The sequence below is a fragment of the Tumebacillus algifaecis genome, from assembly GCF_002243515.1.
Taxonomy (GTDB): Bacteria; Bacillota; Bacilli; order Tumebacillales; family Tumebacillaceae; genus Tumebacillus_A; species Tumebacillus_A algifaecis.
Genome location: NZ_CP022657.1, coordinates 624,461 through 644,758, shown reverse-complemented (window position 1 = coordinate 644,758; position 20,298 = coordinate 624,461). Strand labels below are relative to the sequence as shown.

General features: G+C 55.9%; 11 protein-coding genes. 1 reads left to right on the top strand and 10 read right to left on the bottom strand.

Features of this window, described 5'->3' with window-relative positions; genetic code table 11:
* Position 1: 1 nt before the first annotated feature.
* From CIG75_RS02860 to CIG75_RS02840, 5 genes are all read right to left on the bottom strand, one after another.
* Entirely contained in the window at positions 2-1,240 is a 1,239-nt protein-coding gene (locus CIG75_RS02860; protein ID WP_094235283.1) for an MFS transporter, read from the bottom strand.
* The gene (locus CIG75_RS02855; RefSeq protein WP_094235282.1) at positions 1,237-3,102 is read right to left on the bottom strand and encodes an IucA/IucC family protein; all 1,866 of its coding nucleotides are present in this window, start codon (positions 3,100-3,102) and stop codon (positions 1,237-1,239) included. Before CIG75_RS02855 ends, CIG75_RS02860 begins: the two co-directional genes overlap by 4 nt.
* A gap of 159 nt (positions 3,103-3,261) precedes the next feature.
* Entirely contained in the window at positions 3,262-4,500 is a 1,239-nt protein-coding gene (locus CIG75_RS02850; protein WP_094235281.1) for an MFS transporter, read from the bottom strand.
* Positions 4,501-4,581: 81 nt separating this feature from the next.
* Positions 4,582-5,241, bottom strand: coding sequence for an NUDIX hydrolase (locus CIG75_RS02845; protein ID WP_094235280.1), 660 nt, complete (start codon positions 5,239-5,241; stop codon positions 4,582-4,584).
* Positions 5,242-5,554: 313 nt separating this feature from the next.
* Positions 5,555-5,941: a YmaF family protein gene (locus tag CIG75_RS02840; protein WP_227874333.1), complete on the bottom strand. Its 387-nt coding sequence runs from the start codon at positions 5,939-5,941 to the stop codon at positions 5,555-5,557.
* Between the two features lie 231 nt (positions 5,942-6,172).
* Here CIG75_RS02840 and CIG75_RS02835 point away from each other — a divergent pair, with 231 nt between their 5' ends.
* A complete protein-coding gene (locus tag CIG75_RS02835; RefSeq protein WP_094235279.1) occupies positions 6,173-7,258 on the top strand; it encodes a ferritin-like domain-containing protein in 1,086 nt (361 codons plus the stop codon).
* Between the two features lie 55 nt (positions 7,259-7,313).
* Here the strand turns inward: CIG75_RS02835 and CIG75_RS02830 are convergent, their stop codons facing one another.
* The 5 genes from CIG75_RS02830 to CIG75_RS02810 all read right to left on the bottom strand — a co-directional run bounded on the left by CIG75_RS02830 (position 7,314) and on the right by CIG75_RS02810 (position 20,291).
* Positions 7,314-7,931 (bottom strand): LysE family translocator, encoded by a 618-nt coding sequence (locus tag CIG75_RS02830; protein WP_407701279.1) that lies wholly within the window; start codon positions 7,929-7,931, stop codon positions 7,314-7,316.
* Between the two features lie 198 nt (positions 7,932-8,129).
* A complete protein-coding gene (locus CIG75_RS02825; RefSeq protein ID WP_157729351.1) occupies positions 8,130-8,852 on the bottom strand; it encodes an NlpC/P60 family protein in 723 nt (240 codons plus the stop codon).
* Between the two features lie 405 nt (positions 8,853-9,257).
* On the bottom strand, positions 9,258-9,968 hold the full coding sequence (locus tag CIG75_RS02820; protein WP_157729350.1) for a thioesterase II family protein: 711 nt from the start codon (positions 9,966-9,968) through the stop codon (positions 9,258-9,260).
* A complete protein-coding gene (locus tag CIG75_RS02815; RefSeq protein WP_094235275.1) occupies positions 9,955-17,079 on the bottom strand; it encodes a type I polyketide synthase in 7,125 nt (2,374 codons plus the stop codon). The genes CIG75_RS02820 and CIG75_RS02815 overlap by 14 nt, the downstream gene beginning before the upstream one ends.
* Positions 17,076-20,291, bottom strand: coding sequence for a non-ribosomal peptide synthetase (locus CIG75_RS02810; RefSeq protein WP_172844398.1), 3,216 nt, complete (start codon positions 20,289-20,291; stop codon positions 17,076-17,078). Before CIG75_RS02810 ends, CIG75_RS02815 begins: the two co-directional genes overlap by 4 nt.
* Positions 20,292-20,298 lie beyond the last annotated feature (7 nt).

Genomic DNA, 20,298 nt, shown 5'->3' with positions numbered 1-20,298 from the left:
TCTACAGCGCAGTTGAACGGTCCGACCCTAAAGGGCGGATGTGAATCCGCGCACACATCATGCACAGCGCACCGACGATAAACAGCGCGCCCATCGCGACGAACACAGCGCCCGTCGTCCAAATTCCACCTAACACACCGCCGAGCAAGGGCCCGATGATCTGCCCGAGCACCAGAAACGAATTGGCCGCTCCGATCCGCTCACCGCGGCTTTGCCGTCCCGTCTCTTGTGCGACCGCCAGAAAGACCGACTGCAACAGAGCGGCGAACGCAAACCCTTGCAACAGGCGCAGCGGAATGAGTCCGCTCGCTTCCTGCGGCAGTGCTTGCAGGGCGATGCTCAAGCCGCACAGCGCCAGCGCCCAGAACATATTGTTCTCGATCGAGTGCCTGTCATTGCGCTTGCCCCACCAGGCGGCACCGAGCAGGCCCGCCCCCCAAGTGAGCGCCTGCAAAATGCCAACCCATGAGGCCGCCCTGTCCGAACTGCCAAGCAGCAGTTCGACATGCGGCGCAAACGCGGTGACCAGCCCATAGATGCCCGTCTGTGCCAACAGCCCGGCGATCAGAAACGCCCGCAGGCGTCGGTGTTGCAACATCTCGACAAACACGCGGGTGAAAGAGTGATGCACCCTACCTTGCTCGCTTTTCGCCACCCGCTTCGGCTTCGATTCGCGCAGGGCGACCGATGTCAAAACACCGCTTGCCGCCGTCAGCACCGCCATCAGCAACAACAGTTGCCGGAAACCGATCACATCGGCCAACAGTCCACCGATCAGCGGCCCGAACAGTGAACCGGCCGCCGTCGCCCCTTGGAGTTTTCCGAGTACTTGGCCGCGCTCTTCCTCGGGCGCTTCCGATGCCGCATAGGCCGAAGCGGCATCGACAACCCCACCGCATGCCCCCTGCAACAAGCGGCAGAGAAACAAGGCGAGCGGTGACTGGACCATTGCCATCAAGAAGAGGCTGAGCGCCAGTCCGAACAGCGCTCGCGCCACCATCCATTTGCGTCCATGACGGTCGCCGACCCGCCCCCAGAGCGGTGAGGTCAAACAGAGCGTCACCGCCGGAGCGGCCAGCGCCATCCCGGTCCAAAAGCTGTTCTCACCCGCCGTAGCGCCCAGTTCGCGCAGATAAAACGGCAAGAGCGGCACGAGCACGGTCAGTCCAGCGATCGCGAGAAACTGCCCACTCCACAGAATGCGCAGGCTCTGGCGGCGCTGTACTGCGGTCCAACTCATTTTCCCGCCTCAAGCAACGGGTTGGCCGTCTCCCCGACACCTGCAGGCATGCTTCCTCCGCCCGAGCCGACTCGACGCAACAAGGGTGCGATCAGCGTGCGGGTCGGCCAAGTCGCTTGTTGCAACAGCGTCGCTTCCAGCACCGCCTTGACATCGGCGGGCAGCTGTTGTTGCAGACTGCTTTCCACCGCGCGGCGCATCTCCGCCCAAAGCTTTGCTTCGGCCACGCCATAAGTGCGCGCGATCGCATCGGCGATCGCATAGAGATTCACTTGCAACCCGAGCGTCTGGAAATAGGAGATCAGCGCTTCGGGCGAGCGATTTTGCAAGCTGTTCGGCGTGCCCGGCATCACCACATACCCTGGATCTGCAAACCCTTCGCGCTCCAGCCACGGCAGATAGAGGCGGATCGTATCGTGATCGCGCAGCAACATCCCTTCGACGCGTCCATCGCGGAAGCTCAGCACCACGTTTTGCCCGTGCACCTCTGGCATCATGCCGTACCGGAAGCATTGCACCACCGTCGCGATGAAAAAGTCTGCGATCTCCCCGAACAGCTGGAGCGCTTCGGCGGCCATGTCCCCGCCACGCACAGCCAGCACGCTTTCCAAAGCTGGCATCCGTCCCTGCCGATCGAATACGGCAAGCGATGACATCGAGAGCAGTTGCAACTGCTCATCTTCCAGCAAGCGCGCCGGATACTGACGGATCAGACAAGCGAGATGCCCTGGCTTATCTGCGAACGCATCCTCTTCTGGGTTGTGAAAGCCCCACCACTGACTTTCATCGCAGAGCTGAAGACGGTTGCTCAAGAGCGGGTCAGCCTCGATCACCTGCTGCAGAACTCCCTGCGCCTGTTCTGCGTTGTGCAGATAGCGCAGCGGCAAGATGCGCAGGGCGGCCAGCGAGTAGATGCCGATCGGCACCTTCACATGCAGATCGCCGCCTTCCTCCCGCGATAAGGCGCGCAGGGACGAGGTGGCGACAAAGCGGCCTGTGCTCACACCGAGTTCAACCAGCACACCGCTTTTGAACTCCTCCGCATACACCTGCGGCAACACCACTTCCATCTGCCACGGGTGCACCGGAATCGCCAGATACTCTTGCGCCGACAATCCTTTTTGCTCCATCGCGCGATAGAGGCGGCCCTTTTCCTGCTCGGTCAGCGCAAAGTCTGCAATCTCTGCGGCGGCACGCTCCCCTTTTTGTACATAGTCACGGTGCAAGGCGAGCCAGACCAGTTCGAACGCACGGCCAAACTCCGAACTGTAGGCGCGGTACTGCTCGTTTGAAAAACCGCGCTTCGCCCGGGCCGTCGGATGAAACGGTCGATCGCGCAAGGCGGAAAGCTGCTCCATCTCAAGCAGCGAGTGGCTTGCGCGCGCGCGAAAGCGCTCCCCCGCTTCCAAGGACAGGGCGGTGTGCTCCACCGAATCTTGCAGCTCGGCCAGAAACCCGTCCAAGTTCGGCAGGACTTCCGCACGCTCTTCCGCACTGGCCAACTGCGCCAACTCCTGCATGAACTGCAACGGGTCGAGTTGCTGTGCGCCGTCCTCCCCGACCAAAATGATCGGCAGGCGGCTCAGCTTGTATTGCTGCAAGAAACGCTGAGGCCGCACTCGCATCGCCAGAATGCCACGCTGGCCCAGCGTGACGACCAAATAGCGCTCCGCAAAAGCATCGCTGCGGTCGAAACTGCCAACTTCACCCCAAGCGTCCACCCAAGCGTCCGGCAGTTGCTCCACAAAAGCTGCCCGCTCGACGATGCCCAACAGATTCTCTTGCAGTACCGCATTGACCAAATCCTCCAACACCATGTCGCTTGCGACCTGATGCAGGCTATCGTTCGCTACGCTCTTCATCGTTTGACGTCCCACCTTATGCACCAAATTCCATACAATATATCACTTGCAACTGATAATCATTCTCAACATTATGACTGATAACAATTCTCAAGTCAATAAATTTGCCGAAAAAAAGTAAAAGCTGTCTGGATTTATCCAAACAGCTTTTACAATCCCTTATTGAACGGTTGTGATCTGGCGCTTGATGAGAAGCGCTCCAAGCACAGCGAACATACAAATCACACCCATCGTGCACAGCGTCGCCACCGTGCCGACCTTCCCGCCGAGAAACCCGATCAGCAGGTTGCCAAACGGTATAAATCCTGAATCCATCATCACAATACTGAGAATCCGTCCGCGCAGTCGATCGGGAATCGTCTCTTGGATGATCACCCGCTCGATCACGCGATAGGCTTGGCTGAACAGGCCGATGGCAAACATGGACAGCACCGCCCACAGATAGGAGCTGGACAGCGAAACGAGCACCAAGCCCCCGCCAAACAGAAAGATGCAGACCAACATCAACCAACCTTTGGGCAACGGGTATCTCCCAAAGCCCAAGGCGACCGAAGCGAGGATCGCCCCGAGTGCCGCAAACGACATCAGCGTACCGAATCCTTCGGGGCCGAGTTGCAGGACATCTTTCGCAAAAGCGGGCATGACGGTCGAGTACGAAAAACCGAAGATCATCGGCACGATGCCCAAGACGAACACGCTGAATACGATCGAATGAGTGCGAAAAAAGGACAGCGCTTCCTTGATGCTCGCGCCAAATTTTTGTTTGCGCACCGCAACCACCCCGTCCGTGGCCGGACGGATGATCAACAGCGTCCCGATGCTGACCAAAAAGCTGAGCGCATTGAGAAAAATCAGCGTTGGCGCCGACCAGACCCCCAGCAGGATACCAGCCGCTGCAGGTCCGATGATGCGGGACAGATTGAGCGTCGCGCTGAAAAAAGACAGCCCGCTGGTCATCGCCTCTTTGGGGATCAGATTGGGCATCAGCGCATTGCGCACCGGAATTTCGAACGCTAAAAACATGCCGTAGATCAAGAGAAAGATGGCGAGATAGAGAAAAGAACTCACGCCGGACAGTACCACAAAGCCGAGCGCCACCGTGGTGCACATCGCCCCGAGCTGCGTCACGATGATCACCTTGCGCCGTTCCCACTTATCGGCCGCCACCCCGCCAAAAATACTGAAGACCAGGATCGGAATCATCCTGCAAAACTCGACCAGCCCGATGTAAAGGAGCGAATCGGTCAGCGTAAACACCAACCAATTTAACGCCATTCGATTCAACCAGTCACCCGTCTCTGACAAAAAGCTTCCGGCGAGAAACCAATTGTAGTTCTTATAATGAAAGGCGAGTTGGCGATTTTTTTGAACCCGATTTCCGATTTTTAGGGTGCCCATGTACGATTAACCCACCTGCTCATGACTCGATTGAATAGCTCCATTCCATTGAGAATGATTCTCACAGTCATCGTAGCACGCTTAGTCCAGAAAAGGAAGACTTTTCTTCCGCGTTGCAAATTGAAGCAGATGTTCGTTCAAAAAAGCAAAATAGGCGGCCGAAAAGGGCACCAGTTCGGCAAAGGTGATCGGTCGGCTGACCTCCACCCAATTTCCCTGCCCATCGAGTTCGATCCCCACACCAAGCGTTTCAGCCCTGCCTGCACTCACCAACTCCACAAACTCGTACAGGTCGATGCGATACAGCCCGATCACTTCCTCCTCTTGCAAGCGGTAGGCCGCAAATGGCAGGCTCGCTTCATACAAGTACACAAAGCAAAATTCCCGATCGATCAGGTCCTCTGCGATCACCGCCACCTCTTTCACCATGCCAAGAGAGCTCAGCATCGCGGGGTCGATCTCGATTCCCAGCTCCTCCTTGACCTCTCGCAAACCGTCCTCCACCGTCTCTCCGGCAACCAGATGTCCTGCCGCTGAGATGTCGTAGTAATTCGGGTATGTATCTTTATCAGGATGGCGCTTCTGAAGCAAAACGTACGGTTTGTTCGACCCTTCCTCAAGCCCCACAACCCAGCAATGAATCGCCTGGTGCCAATGCCCTTCGCGATGCACCACCTGCCGCGGCAAACATTCGGTCGGATTCATCTCCTCGTCAAAGCACTGAAACAGTTCCGTTTTCATCCTGCAAGCACCCTCTCTTCGCACGAACTTCTTCCAATAAAATGTAAACCTAGTCTACCACTTTGCTCCAGCGCTGGCACCAACAAAATCTTGCCGTTCGCTCTACCCGCCAAAAGGTCATGCTCGTTTTCAATTTTATTCTTCCCCTATGTAAACGACCTGGCGACCCAAGTTTCGCAGCCATAAGAAAAAGGGCTGTGAGAGGTCGATTCATCTGGTAAACCACTCGACCCTCCAGTCAGCCCACGATCATCATCGCGATCAAATGATGGCGGCAACAAGCGACCAGACAGCGATAGGTAGCTGCTGGCCTTTACACTTCCCCACCTGTGCGTCCACTGTACGTATGGCGGTGTGGCGTTCTTCCATTGACAGTTGTAACGCCGTGAAACAGGTGATAATGCCCGCCACCTGGCAACGGAACGACTGGACCTGTGACCCCTTCAATCTTGTGCTGATGCCCATCGTCAACAGAGGTGATCGTCACATAGCGGTGTGTATGTGGCCGCCCACTGATCGCAGGTGCGGTCTTGCCCGCATAACGGTGGGCGTGATGCACATCAATAGAGGTCGTGCCCGCAAAATTGTGTACATGCACGGCGCGCCCATCCCAAGTGGCCAACAGAATCGTATGCTCATGCGTCTCGCCCTCCGCTTCCTGACCCGAGCAATAGACGATTCCAAAAACGTTTTGATCCACCTTCTTCCCCCCTTCCCCCTTGCTCTTCCTGCAGATTATGCCGAGCCTTCCTGAAAGGGAAGGGCGCAGACAGCCCTCTCTCTTCGCACACAAATTCCATCTATAAATTTTGACATTGTTGAAAATTATTGATATAGTTATACAAAATGATAATGTTAATAATTTTATTTATTTATTAACAACATCCCGAAGGAGGGTAGCAACAGGGGTTTGTACGACCCCTGTTGAGACATGATGGCCATTACTACGATTGAACAACTGAAGGACCACTTGCAAAGTGCAATTGAACTGGAGCACTCCACGATCCCGACCTATCTGACTGCCGTATTCAGCATCCCGCAGAACTCGGTCAATGAGCAAGCCGGTCAGATCATTTTTAACATCGCCGTTCAGGAAATGTTACACATGACGCTGGCGGCCAATCTCCTCAATGCGATCGGCGGCGTGCCGCAGGTCAACACCCCAGGCTTCATTCCGAGCTATCCGGCCTATCTCCCGGACGGTGAGACCGCCTTTGAAGCTAACCTGATGAAGTTCTCTCCTGAAGCGATTCAAACGTTTATGGAGATCGAGATGCCCGCTTCCCAAGAAAAGGGAGTCAGTCAAGTTCCACGCCGCAAGCGGGAAGGCCTGATCTTGGCCAAAGGCGACACCTATCCGACGATCGGCGAGTTTTACCAAGCGATCAAGGACGGATTTATCTACTTGGCTGAACGCTACCCGAATGAGCTTTTTGTCAAAGACTCCTCGCGTCAAGTCACTCCGGACATCTATGATCCAGCAGATGGCGGTGAGGTCATCGTGGTGACCGATTTGAAAACGGCGCTGCTGGCGATCGATGAGATTGTCGAACAAGGGGAAGGCATTCACGATTCGATCTGGAACGGTGATGATGTAAACTTCCATCAGCCAGAGCAGGTCGCGCACTACTACCGCTTTCAACAGATCGTGCTCGGACGCACCTATCAAGCGGGCGACCAACCGAACGCTCCGACCGGCCCGACCTTCCCTGTGGATTGGAGCCAAGTCTACAACATCAAGACCAACACCAAGCTGGCCGATCTGCCGCAAGGTTCGCCTGCCTACGAAGCGCTGGAGGAGTTTAACTTTGCCTACAGCAAGCTGCTCAACACCTTGCATGACGCGTTCAATGGACAGCCCAGCTTGCTCGCCTATCCGGGACCAGGTTCAGACTACATGAGCGCTGTCTCCAAGACGGCGGCCGTTCTGATGCAGACTCCCTATCCGGGACTGGATGGCGTGTTTGTTGGCCCGAGCTTCGAATATATCGCAGCGACCAGTTCCACCAACAAGTAATTGAAAAGGCTGTCCACACCTGCATGTACAGGTGCGGACAGCCTTTTTACTTTGCTCATTGCTGTTGCAATGCCACCTTCAACCCGAGTCCGATATAGACCGCCCCGACGATCTTGCCGCTCCAGCGCCCGATCCACGCGACCCGCTTGACCAAGCGTCCGAGCGGACGCATGCTCAATGCGATCAGCGTCGTATAGATCGTGCCCATCACCACAAAGAGCAGTCCAAGCACCACAAACTGCGCAATCGACGCCCCGCGCTCCGGATGTACGAACTGCGGCAGAAAGGCCAGATAGAACAGCGCCGTTTTCGGATTGAGCACCTCCGTCACGATCGCCTGCCCGAACGTTCGCAGCGGCGACACTTGCGCTACCTTGGGCAAAGTAGGGTCAGCAGGCTTTTCAAGTAGCGCCCGAATGCCCAGATAGAGCAAATAAGCCGCCCCTGCATACTTGATAAAGTTGAACGCGAAGGCGGAAGTCAGCAAAATCGCAGACAGTCCAACGGCGGCGAACAACGTATGGATCAGATCGCCCGTGGCAATGCCAAGGCCCGCCAGGATGCCCGCTTTGCGCCCACCTTGCACCGTACGAGTCGCGGTGAGCAAAACGGCGGGACCTGGGATCAGAAACAGACCCAGCACGACCGCGACAAACGCAGCTAACGTAGACATTTCGAACACGCCTTGTCCCTCCACTTTACAGTTATCGATATAAACTATAACCATGAGTATCTCATGGGAACCTGTCAGGTGGAAGCACTTTTTAGTGGAAGGCCTGTGAAAATCTGAGCCGACGAAGCGTCACAGCACAGCGTGCAGGTGACCTTTGTGGATCAAAAAACGCGACCCCCAAGGGATCGCGTCGTTTGCTTAGTTATGGCCTGGCCAAGAAGCAGGTGGATTGCCCCAGCCTGTATAGCGCGAGGAGAAATAAGAAGAAGTCACAATGTTATCGGCGATCACGGACTGTCGGCCGTTGATCATCGTGTTTTCGCCAATGTAGATCCCAACGTGACCGTAATATCCGTTGTCAGCCGCAGGTGCGAAGAAGACGAGCGAGCCGATCGGCGCTGTCGCCAGCGATTTGCCAGTGTTCAAATTGTTCGACGCAGCAATAGCGGAAGCGTACTGTCCGGTCGTACCATAGGCGTTCTCGACAAACATCTGGCACCAGCCGTTGTAGTCGGTGCGGCCCTGTGCATCGATCGCCCACGCGATCGCGCGATCTTTCGGACGTAGTTTGGAGGTCGGCGCATTACCATTGACCACAGCCGATGCGATGTAGCGCTTCACACCGTTCTCGAAATAGTAGTACCAACGCGGGTCCGGTTTGTTCAGAAAGACGTCCGGTACGATCGTGCCGTACTCGATCCCAGCGAATTGTACCGTCACATTGCCCGGTTTGGAAGCAACGATCGAGTAGCCCGTACCCGGACCGGAACGAACATTGACCCCTGCCGATGCGGTGATCCCTGAGAAACTAACCGCATGCGGATCGGCTGCCGAAGCTGTTTGGGTTGTAAAACCTTGGACGCCAACGATGGCTGTCATCGCGACCGTTGCCGCCAGTGCGTAGGATAGTAACTTCTTCATAAGTGAAAACCCTCCCATTTTAAATATATTGTGAATATATCATTTTCATAATGAGATTTCAATATATATTATCCACATTCAACATTATAAATAAAAAACCTACCCAACTGCCGAATTGTGAAGACGAACAAGCAGTTCGCGCTACCGAGCGACTGGCGAAGCTTTTGCGATGCGGATTCCAAAAATGATCACTCAGCCGATCAGGACCAGACTGGTCGAGATGGTAGTCACGCGCATCAAATCCCCCAACCTGTCATTGCTCGAATGGTCTGCAGTACGTTTTTCGCCAACTCGACACAGCTTGCAGATCGCTTTCAATTCCCCATACTCCGCAAAGAAAAACCGCCAATCACCTGAAGGCAAGTGATTGGCGGTTCCATGTTCATGCTTTTGCGCGCTTTACGTTCAGCCGTTGCGAAGCTTTTGGTTGATCAGCGCACAGATTTCCATCCACGCATCGTTCAAGAAAAAGTGTCCACCCGGAAACTCATGATGCTCGATGCCTTGGGTCGTATAACGATCCCACTCGTAGATTCCAGGCTTGGATACGAGATGATCTCGATCGCTGTAAAAAAACACGAGATCGGCATTGGTGCGGATCACAGGCTCTTGAAAACGGTAGGTCTCGATGATCCGATAATCATTGCGCAGGACGGGGAGAAACAACGCACGCCACTCTTTCGATTCGAACACCTCACGCGAAGTTCCCCCCATGCTCCAAATTTCCTCGAGAAAGTCATCATCGGTCATCTGGTGCATGTTTTTGTTTTCATACTGGTGATGCGGCGGCTGACGACCGGACAGGAAGACTGTGCTCGGCTCGGGCAGACCTGCGGCCCGAATGGCTGCCACCAGTTCGTAGGCGATGATCGTGCCCATGCTATGGGCGTAGATCGCATACGGACGTTCTGTGAGCTGAGGCCGTATCGTGTTCAACACGTCAGTTACAGCCGCTTGCATCGTCGGATAAAAAGGCTCCGACATTCGTCTGCCATGTCCCGCTAACTCAAGTGGCTTCACCTGAATCGACGGGTCGAGCTTTTGCGACCATTTGCCGTAAATGACGCTGGCCGAACCACCCGCATACGGAATACAAAATAGATTAATCGGTTCCATGTGCGACTCCCTCAGTCTCTTTTTTTGCATGCGCCACAATCAAGTGCGCTATTTCCTCGTTAAATACCTGGCGGACGCGTTCCACATCGGACTCGAACTTGCACAAGATCAGAAACTCCAGTTTATCCTTCTGACCTTTGACCAGTCCGTAAAAATCACCGTAGTCGAGTTTCGCCTGATCTTCGCCATCCAGTTGCGACAAGCTGTATTCCCAGATCTTCCCGTACTCCGTTTCGGCGTTGCCCGCATAGTTCAACAAGAGCGAGGTATGCATGATGCCATAGCCTTCTTTTGTCTTCTTGTACAGCTTGCCCCACTTCAACAAGGACGGAAGGTTGCGCACCAGATTCATGAAATTGATATTGTGCTTCCCGACCAGATCCATGCGCTCGCGGATCAGTCCGGTCATGCGAGACGGGTGTTCCCGATCGACCGGAACCAGCATCGGCAGACCGTCCAGCACGAGGCCGACGACGTCGGAGAAGTTTTTGCCGCCGTAACGGCGCTTTTGGGACAGCAGCACGAACGGCACCGCATCGATGTTCAGCAGTTTCGAGATAACGAGGATATACATTTGCAATGCAATCTCATACGGCCCGTTTTCATCATCGTCTGTGAAGTCGAACGCAGTCAGGTCGATCTCGCAAAGCACCTTCTCAATGCGCTGGTGCTTGCGCTCGTCGATCCGTTCTTTGACAATACCCAAGTATTTGCCGTAGCGAGCCAGATCAAATTTTTCCGCCAGTCCGTCCGCATCGATCCCGACCGGACCGCGGTGAATTTGCTCCAGATATTCCTCATATCCGGTGGAAATGTCCATCGCCCGTTTGACGCCGCGCTTCAGATCTTTATAGCGCTGCAACAGTTGATGGCGAATGATCTGACCGGACGAGATGTCAAAAATCGAGTGGTCAAACTGGAAAAACAGATCGTAGCGCTGCTCGTTTTGTTTGATCAGTTTGACATGGTACATCGGTTTGCCCGAGACTTTGAAGTCGGCGCTCCATTCCTCGTTGGTCAACCAATCCATCACGCGCCCTTGCGCTTCTGCTGTCAAGGCGGACAAGTCCACCTTCGGCAGCGGCGTTTTTTGCGGCGGTGCGTACTCGCGCCATCGATACCCGATCAAGCGCTTTTCCAGACAGCTGCGCAGCAGTCCATGACTGCCGACCAGATCGCTAAAGGCCTGTTCGAGCATGTCGATGTCAACCATCTCATAGAACTCGATCAAGTACAGTTGCAGACGCGTCTCGCCCCGGAAGTGCATGCGCTGCGTGTTGCTCAGACCGTAGCGTTTGGTGATCGGCTGACCGATGATCTCCTGCTCAAATGCGTTTCGTTCTGCGCTCAAGCGACCTTGTAGCTGCTCCAGTACGGTTTTTTCCGAGGTGGATAACAGGTCGGCAAGCTCTGGCAGCGGCTGCTCCAGATCCCGCACAAACAGATGATGCGGGAGCAGTTCGCTCGGCAGGCCGAGACTGCGCAGATGTTTGCGCACGGTGTCCAACTCGACATTGCCTGTCCCTTGCTCCACGAACAGCAGATTCTGCGCTTCCGCTCCGGCGTCTGTCACCAGACGGCAACGCAAGCCGGTCAGTTCATGCAGGCGCGCTTCCACATCGGCTGCCGTTTCCAGTCGATTGTTCAGCTGGCTGTCATCGTGCAGATAACGGGCGAGCGAGCGGATCGTCGGATAGTTGTAGACTTCATTCATCAACACTTTGTAGCCTTCACGCTCTAAGTGGGAAGTCATTTGGATCATTTTGAATGAGTCGCCGCCAATTTCGAAGAAATCCGCATCGAGGTCGATCTCATCGCGTCCGAACAGATCGCTCCAAATTTTCCGAACGACAAGCTCCATGTTCTGGAACTCTGACGTTTGTTGCTCATCCGCATTGTTCGACTTGAGTTGCTTCAAGGAAAGGAACGGATGGTTCCCCGGGTTGATCGCCAGCTGTTTGATGCCCGATTCCATCATCGCTTTGATCACCTGTGGAACGCCTTCTGTCTTGACCACTCCGTCCACAGGCAGATACAGGCGATAGGAGCTAGTAGCGGCGTCCAGTTTCGCATGGGCGACCGCCCACTCGGTCAGCATCGCATTGAATTGGCTCGCGCGCGGGAAAGCTGAGACGGAGATGACCGGGATGTTGGCTTCGGAGCCGAACTGCACCGCAACGCGATTCACACGAGCGGCCACTTGCACCTCCTGCGGAACGCGAGGCACGATCGAGTCGAACCCACGCTCGCCAGCGCCGATTTGATCCCAGACGATAATGCCATCGAGCGCAGGGACATTGCGCAACGCGTTCCCCAGTTTCGCTTCGATTGATGCACCATCGGCTGTGGAGACAAGCGGTAAGACCTGTTGTCCCGCGCTATACGGTGCAATCTGTACATCGGCAGGCATTTGACCGAAGATGATCCCGACGTCCAAACGCTCACGCAGATCGGCTTGGGCTGGATACGCGGTGACCTGTTTCAATCCGAGCGCTGCGAACTGACGCTCCCAAGCATCAACTGCAATCAGCGGCGACAATTCCCGTTCCGTCCGGTCAAAATGCCACCAACCGTCGGCCAAGCCCCAGATTAAATCGACATAGCGGCGGACGCGGGTGCGCTCCAGCATGCAGAGGATCGCGCCCGGTTTTAACAGACGTTGCAGGTTGCGCAAACTGCCCGCAATCGATTCGGTCGCGTGCACCGCATTGTACGCGAAAACGAAATCGAAGGAAGCGGGATCAAGCCCCTGCTCTTCCGGCCGCTTGGTCACATCGAACAGGCCGAAGTGCAAGAAATCGAGCTGTTCCTGCAAGGCAAACTGTTGGAAGGACTGGATGTAGGTGTTTCCGATGTCGGTAAAATAATACTCGACCTCGATCCCTTTCAAGAGCGGCGCAACTTTGCGCAAGATCGCGCCATAACCGCCGCCCGCTTCCAGGATGCGGATTTTTTTCTTCTGCCCGACGATTTTCGTCAGCAACATTGCGTAGATTTCTTTGATGAATTCGTCCTCTTGTTCCTGCACCGAATCTTTGTAGGAACGGATGAGCAGATCTTCTTGTCCGGCTTCTGTTGGGTACAACACGCCGAGCGCCGGAAGATCGCCGCGCAACGCTGGCCCCATATGGGCAAAGCAGTGCTCCAGCAAGTCGAGCTGACCTGTGAACAGCGGCGTCAAACGCTCGATGTCAGAGCGGATCGCTTGCGGCGCGCGCAGGGACAGCACGCGGTCGGTCACGGTGTAGCTGCCCTCTGCACTGGACAGCACAAGTTCGTCTTCCAGCAGGATGTGCAGGAAGTAATCGACATAGCGCTCCAATGAGTTGATCACGCCGAGCCCTGTCGCCAGTTCCTGTCTGGTAAATGTCGCCTCAGGCGCGAACGGCAGCACCGTGTTCAGAAAATCATAGGTCAGGCGTGCCGAATACTCATCGACGAGACGGTGTGCATCCGCATGGTCCGCGATGCTGTGTCGCGTCAAATATTCTTCTTGTGCGACGCGCAGTTCCTCGACGAAACGAGCGACCGTTCTCGCATCGAACGAAGCTTGAGCTAGTTGATACGGCAACACACGGACTTGCGCGCCCAACTGCTTGCTCAGACTTTCGGTCAGTGCAAGCGCCTGCGGAAGCTTCTCCTGTTGGCTTACGACCACCAGATGTCTGTTTTGATCTTGCCCAGCTTTTTCCGTCTCCACCTCGATCGGTCGATATTTCGGAACGAGACGCAATCCGTTTACATAGGAGACGATCGGTCGGCGGATGTCTGACGCCAGTTCGCGTTTCAAGTGCGTGGCATAGCTTTTCGCAGCCCCTTCGACTTGCAACGGCAACCCCGCATCTAGCAAACGCAGACTCAATTTGGGATGAGCCGACGACAGACCGCGCACCAGCGTGACCAGACCCGAATGGCTCGAAAGTGGAGTCACCGGGCTCAGCACGACCACTTCAGGCTGATTGTCCTTCCACTCCGTGGCTAGCGCATGGACGAGCGCCCGCAGTGCGGTTGCTGTCTGTTCAACCGTAGACTGCACCAGCAAAATGGTGTTCGGGAGCAACGCCTGATTGCGCAGGTCTTGAATCAACAGACGCAGATCGATCGCATTCGTGTTTCTGGTGACCGAGCCGAGCGTTCCGTCGTACCGATACTGGCTGCCGTGACGCGAGATCAGGCTTCTCCACTTCGGCAGTTCTTTCATCAACTGCTCTGCCTCCGACATTGTGTCGGTCAGCACCAGACAGGTTCGGCTCTGCTCCACATTGTGCAATGCGGGCAACAGCGTCGATTCCCACAGGACTTGTCCGGCTGTGATCCCACCACCCGTCTGTCCTGCCTGTTCCTCGTACCCCTTGTACGAATCGAAAGCCTCTTGCCCAGCAGCTATCTGTTGCGTCGTCTCCTGACGAAGGTCCGCAAATTGTACGCCCCCACCGATCGGGAACTTCCGGCCCTCAAAGGGATAGAGCGGGAGCGGAATGCGATTGCGCTCTTGTCCCTGATAGTAGGCCTTCCAGTCGATTTTCACGCCGAGGCCCCACAATTTCCCGACGCTTTCGGCCAACACCATATCATCCGGCCCGTCTTGCTGTGGATGGCGGATCATGTTGACGATGCCCAGGGGCTGATGTCCCTCCGTCTGGCGCGCAAAGGTCGATAATGCCCGCCCTGGCCCGACTTCGACGAGCACCGCCCGTTCATCGCTCAAGATCGCTTCCATGCCTTGTCTGAATTTGACGCAACCGCTCATATGATCCGCATAGTAAGACGGATTCAGCGCTTCCTGACTGGTGATCCAGGTTCCGGTCACATTCGAGAGATAGCGAATCTGCGGCTCCTTCAGCGCAACGTCAGCAACCGCTTTGGTAAACGCCTCCCGCGCCCCTTCCATCACCGGAGAGTGGAACGCATGAGTCGCATGGATCTTGCGGAAGCTCAACATGTTCGCCGCCAGCTTCGATTCCAGCGCAAGGATCGATTCGACGGGGCCAGAGACGGTGCAATGACTGCTGCTGTTCACAGCTGCCATCGACAGGTCGGCACTGAGCAACGGCTCGACCGCTTCGGCGGACGCATTCACACTGAGCATCGTTCCGCCGCGCGGCATCGATTTCATCAGGCTTCCACGCGCCGTCACGACGCTGATCGCTTCAGGCAGCGTGAACACGCCAGCCACACATGCGGCCGCATATTCACCCAGACTGTGTCCGATCAGACCGGACGGTTGAACGCCCCAGGAGATCAGCAACTTGGCCATGCAATACTCGATCACAAAGAGCGAGAGTTGCGCCAAATCGACTTCGCGCAGCAGTTCTTCATCGCCCGCCACCGGGTTCAACAGCACCCGTCGCAGGTCATGGTTGCCCGCCGCTTCGACCACTTTCAGGCAGGCTTCCAACTCCTCCCGAAACACAGGCTCTGCTTCGTACAGGTCTTTTGCCATCGCCGGATATTGCGAACCCAGTCCGGGGAAGAGGAAGTACACGTTCGGTTTTGCTGTAGTAGCGGTGGTGTACTGCCCTTTGGACTGGTCGCCCTCTGCAGCGTCCATCTCCAGAGCTCGCACCAAATCCTCGATGCCCTGATAGGCCAAGGTAAAGCGCTTCGCTAAATTACGCTGTCTAGTCTTCTGGCTCCAAGCTAAGTCGGCAGGATGCACCGCTCCGCCTCCGCGCTGCAGAAAGCTGAGATACTCCTCTTTCATCTTCTGCAGGGCCGTATCGGTATGCGCGGAGAGACTGAACAAGTTCCAGTCTCTCCCCGCGTCCGAGGCGGCTCGCTCCGGCGCTTCTTCCAGAATCACATGAATGTTCGTGCCGCCGATGCCAAATGCACTGACCCCTGCTCGGAGCGGATGGTACGTGTCATTGGCAGGATCGGCCGCTTTGCGTTCCCACTGCTTCGTTGCGTCCACCACATAAAACGGGCTGTTCTCCAGATCGAGCTCCGGATTCGGCTTGGAAAAATTGATGCTCGCGGGCAGTACCCGATTTTCCAACGCCAAAGCGGTTTTGATGAACGAGGAAACGCCCGCCGCCACATCGAGATGCCCGATGCTCGCTTTTAAGGAACCGATGCCGCAAGCACCAGTCTCGACCCCTTGAAACGCCTTTTTCAGACCGGCCACTTCGATCGGATCGCCAAGATTGGTGCCTGTGCCATGCGTTTCCACATAGGAGATCGTTTCAGCAGGCACGTCGGCCATGAACAGCGCCCGCTTGATCACTTCCGCTTGGCCTTCGACGCTCGGCGCCGTGTAGCCAACTTTGCGGTTGCCGTCGTTGTTGGCAGCTGTGCCGCGAATCACCGCATAGATGTGATCGCGATCCTGAATCGCATCGTCGAGCAGTTTGAGCACGACAGCGCCGACGCCATTTCCTTCGACGGTGCCTTTCGCATCCTGATCGAACGGGCGGCAGTGACCGTCCGGGGAATTGATCATCCCCTCTTCGAACAGGTATCCGTTGTGACTGGGGATGGTAAATCCGCTACCCCCAGCCACCGCAATCGAGCAGGCCCCGGTCAAAAGTTGCCGACACGCGAAATCGATGGCGTACAGCGATGTTGAACAAGCGCTGTGCATCGTGATGCTCGGCCCGTGCAGGTTGAGACTGTAGGCGATGCGCGTCGCGGCAAAGTCTTTATCGTTCAACTGCGTCGTCGAAAAGCGGTGCCCGCCTTTTTCCATCTCCGCTTGTAACGTTTCCAACTCCCAGGTCAGGTTGCCTGTCGCCCCCAGAAACAGACCGATGCTGTTCTGCTGGTTCTCTGCCGTGTATCCTGCATCTTCCAACGCATGGTACACCTCTTCGTGCAAGGCGCGAACCTGCGGGTCTAAGATCGCAGCATCGCGCGGCGTGTAGTTGAAGAACTCTGCGTCAAAGCGCTCCAGATCAGGAAAAACACCTTTCGCTTTCACAAAATTGGGTTTGGCGAGCAACTCCGGGTCGAGACCGGCCGCGATCAGTTCCTCATCTTCAAAAAACGTGATCGACTCGTTCTCGCCGACTAGATTCTCCCAAAATTTCGCCACGTTCTCCGCACCGGGAAAGCGACCTGCCATGCCGATGACGGCGATCTCCAGTCCGGAATAGCTCGTTTTGATTTTCACGAATTGTCCTCCCTTCTGCGCAGCAATGCACTCGTTTTGACTAACACGCCTCTCGATTTGGAGACTTCTTCAGCTTGAGCTGCTTCCGCTTGCGAATTGTCTCCTGCATCGGACTCCAGATATTCGGCCAACCGCGCCACACTGGTATGTTCGAACATCGCCGTCAGCGGAATGTTCTTCTCGAACTTCGCCTTGAGGCGATTGTTGATCGTGATCATGTTCAACGAGTTGATCCCGATCTCAAAGAAATTGTCATCGAGTGCGATGTCGTCGCTTTGAACGCCCAAGACGGACGCGCAGATGTCGGTGATCGAGCGTTCCACCGCATTGAGAGCGCGAGACGGTGTGCGCGCTTCCTGACGGGCTGATGCCGGGTCGGGGAGCGCGTGCTGATCGATCTTTCCGTTCAAGGTCAGCGGCATCGTATCCAGTAAGATGAAGAACGACGGAATCATATACTGCGGCAGTTTGGCGGAGAGGATTTTTCTCCACTCGCTGACTTCAACGGTCGTTTCGGCCGTGTAGTACGCGCAGAGTTGCTTATCCTGTCCGAGCTCTTTGACCTGTACCGTCACTTCTTTGATGTTCGGCAGTTTCTCCAACGCGCGTTCGATCTCGCCCAGCTCCACCCGATAGCCGCGGATTTTCACTTGGAAATCGGTGCGCCCGATATAATCGACCGTCCCGTCTGGCAGCCAGCGGCCAAGGTCGCCGGTGCGATAGAGCCGACCGCCCGGAACGAACGGATCGGCCACAAAATGGCGGGCTGTCTGCTCCGGTTTGTTTTGATAGCCCAAGCCGACACCGTCACCGCCGACGCAAATTTCACCGATCGCGCCAACCGGGAGCGGCTGCAAGCCTTGATCCAAAATGTAGACAGAAGAATTGGCCAGCGGTCGTCCGATCGGAATGCGTTCGGCAGAAAGGTCAGCTTCTGTGACCAGATGCGTCGTTGAAAACGTGGTGTTTTCGGTCGGTCCGTATCCGTTGACCACCCGCAGACCTGGCGCCTGTTCCTGCGCTTTGCGAATGTGGCGGACCGATAGTGCGTCCCCGCCGACAATCAAACTTTCCAAAGAAGCGAACATCGCAGGATCTTCCTCACAGAGGCGGTTGAACAGCGGCGACGTCAACCACATGCTGCGCACCCCGTGACGCACCAATGCTGCTTTGAGGCGCTCCGCATCGAGCAGATCCTCTTCACCGACCAGCACCAGCTTGCCGCCGTGCAGCAATGCGCCCCAAACTTCGAACGTCGATGCATCAAAAGCGGGGGAGCCTGTTTGCAGAATGACCTGATGCGGCCCGAAGTCGATAAAATCAGGGCCAAACACCAGTCGCAAAATGTTGCGGTGCGTAATTTTGCATCCTTTCGGCTGACCGGACGAGCCGGACGTATACATCAGGTAGGCCTGACTCTCCGCCTGATGCGCGGCCTCGGTCACTTCCGCTGAAGAAGATTGCTTCAATTCATCGACATGGAGGCAGTCGAGAGTTTGTGGAAGCTGTACGCGCAAATCGGAGCGCGTGCAGATCACCTGCACCCCAGCATCCCCGATCATGTACTGCAACCGCTCTGCCGTGTTGGCCATGTCCAAAGGAACAAACGAAGCACCCGTTTTCAAAATCCCGAGCATCCCGACCACCATCTCCGGGCAGCGCGGTACAAAGAGCCCGACCGTGTTGTTCGGCCCCAGACCTTTTGCCCGCAATTGTTGCGCGATCCGATCGGACCATGCATCCAGTTCTGCATAGGTAAACGATTGATCGTTCCACTCCAATGCTGTCTTTTGCGGATTCGCAGCCGCTACTTGGCGGAATACACGATCCACCGTCTGCTCGGCCGGATAGTCCTGACGACGATCATTAAAGCGCTCGAGAACGAGGGAGCGATCCTCTGCAGAGCAGAGCGCCAACTGATCGACCAATTGGTCCGGGTTGGCGGAGGCAGCTGTTAGCAACGTGATCAGACTGCGCTGCAACGCCTCCATCGTCTCCTTGGAATAGCGATGTTCGTTGTACGTAAAGTTCACAACAAAATCGGTTCCCGGATTGACCACGATGTGGAAGTCGTAGTTGGTCTGTTCGAACACGTTGACCTGCTCGATCAGCAGACCGCCTTCCTGATCGGAGCCCAGTTCGCGAAGCTGGTCGGCCAACGGATAGTTTTCAAAAGCCACCACATGATTCAAAAGGTTATTTTTCAGTTGGGAATGGCTTTGAATTTCGTACAGCGGGAAATATTCGTAAGGGAACGAGTCAAAGTTTGCCTTATGCACCTTCGCGCACAATGTGGCAAAGCTGTCCCCTGCTTCCGTGCGGATGCGCAGCGGCAGGGTGTTGATGAACAGACCGATCATCGCTTCGATTCCGGGCAACCCAGTCGGACGGCCCGACACGACGTTGCCAAACACGACATCTCGCGTGTGGTTGTATTTTTGCAACACAACGCCCCACGCCGTTTGAAAAATCGTATTGACCGTGATGTTGCGCGCTTGTGCAAACGCACTCAGCTCGGCAGACAGCTCGTTTGGCAACTGAAAGCGATGGGTCGCGTGCGCATACGAATCGGTCGCAGCGGAAGCGGGCAGCGTGACCGCTTTTTCATAGCCGTCCAGATATTGCTGCCAATAGTTGACCGCAAGCGTCTCGTCCTGCTTTTGCAGCCAGCGAATGTAATCGGCGTACGGCGGTACAGCACGCTGTTCAACGTCTGTCGCGCTGGCATAGAAGCCAAACAGTTCCTGAAAGAGCGGAGCCAGCGACCAGCCGTCCAACAGAATATGATGGAAGGTGAAGACGAAGCTCCATTTCTGGTCGGCCAGTCGCAACAAGGCGCCGCGCACCAAAACTTCGGCGCTCAGATCAAAGCCTCTCTCCCGCTGCTCTGTTTTAAATTGCTCGACGAGCGCTTCCGGAGCTTGCTCCTCCCGCAGATCGATGACGGTAAATTCGGGCGGCCGCGACTTCAGCACCACTTGGCGCGGCTCGTCCGTTTTGCGATAGGAAAACACGGTGCGCAGGATTTCATGGCGTTCGGAAAGCCGGTTCAACGCCCACTCCATGCGCTCCGGATCGACATCGCCGCCGATCCGGAAATCAAATTGTTCAGTATAGGCGGAAGATGTCGGATCTACCGCATGGTTGAGCAACATCCCCTTTTGCATCGGGGACAGGCCGTAAATATCTTGGATATTCTCTTTGCGAGTCATGTTCCTG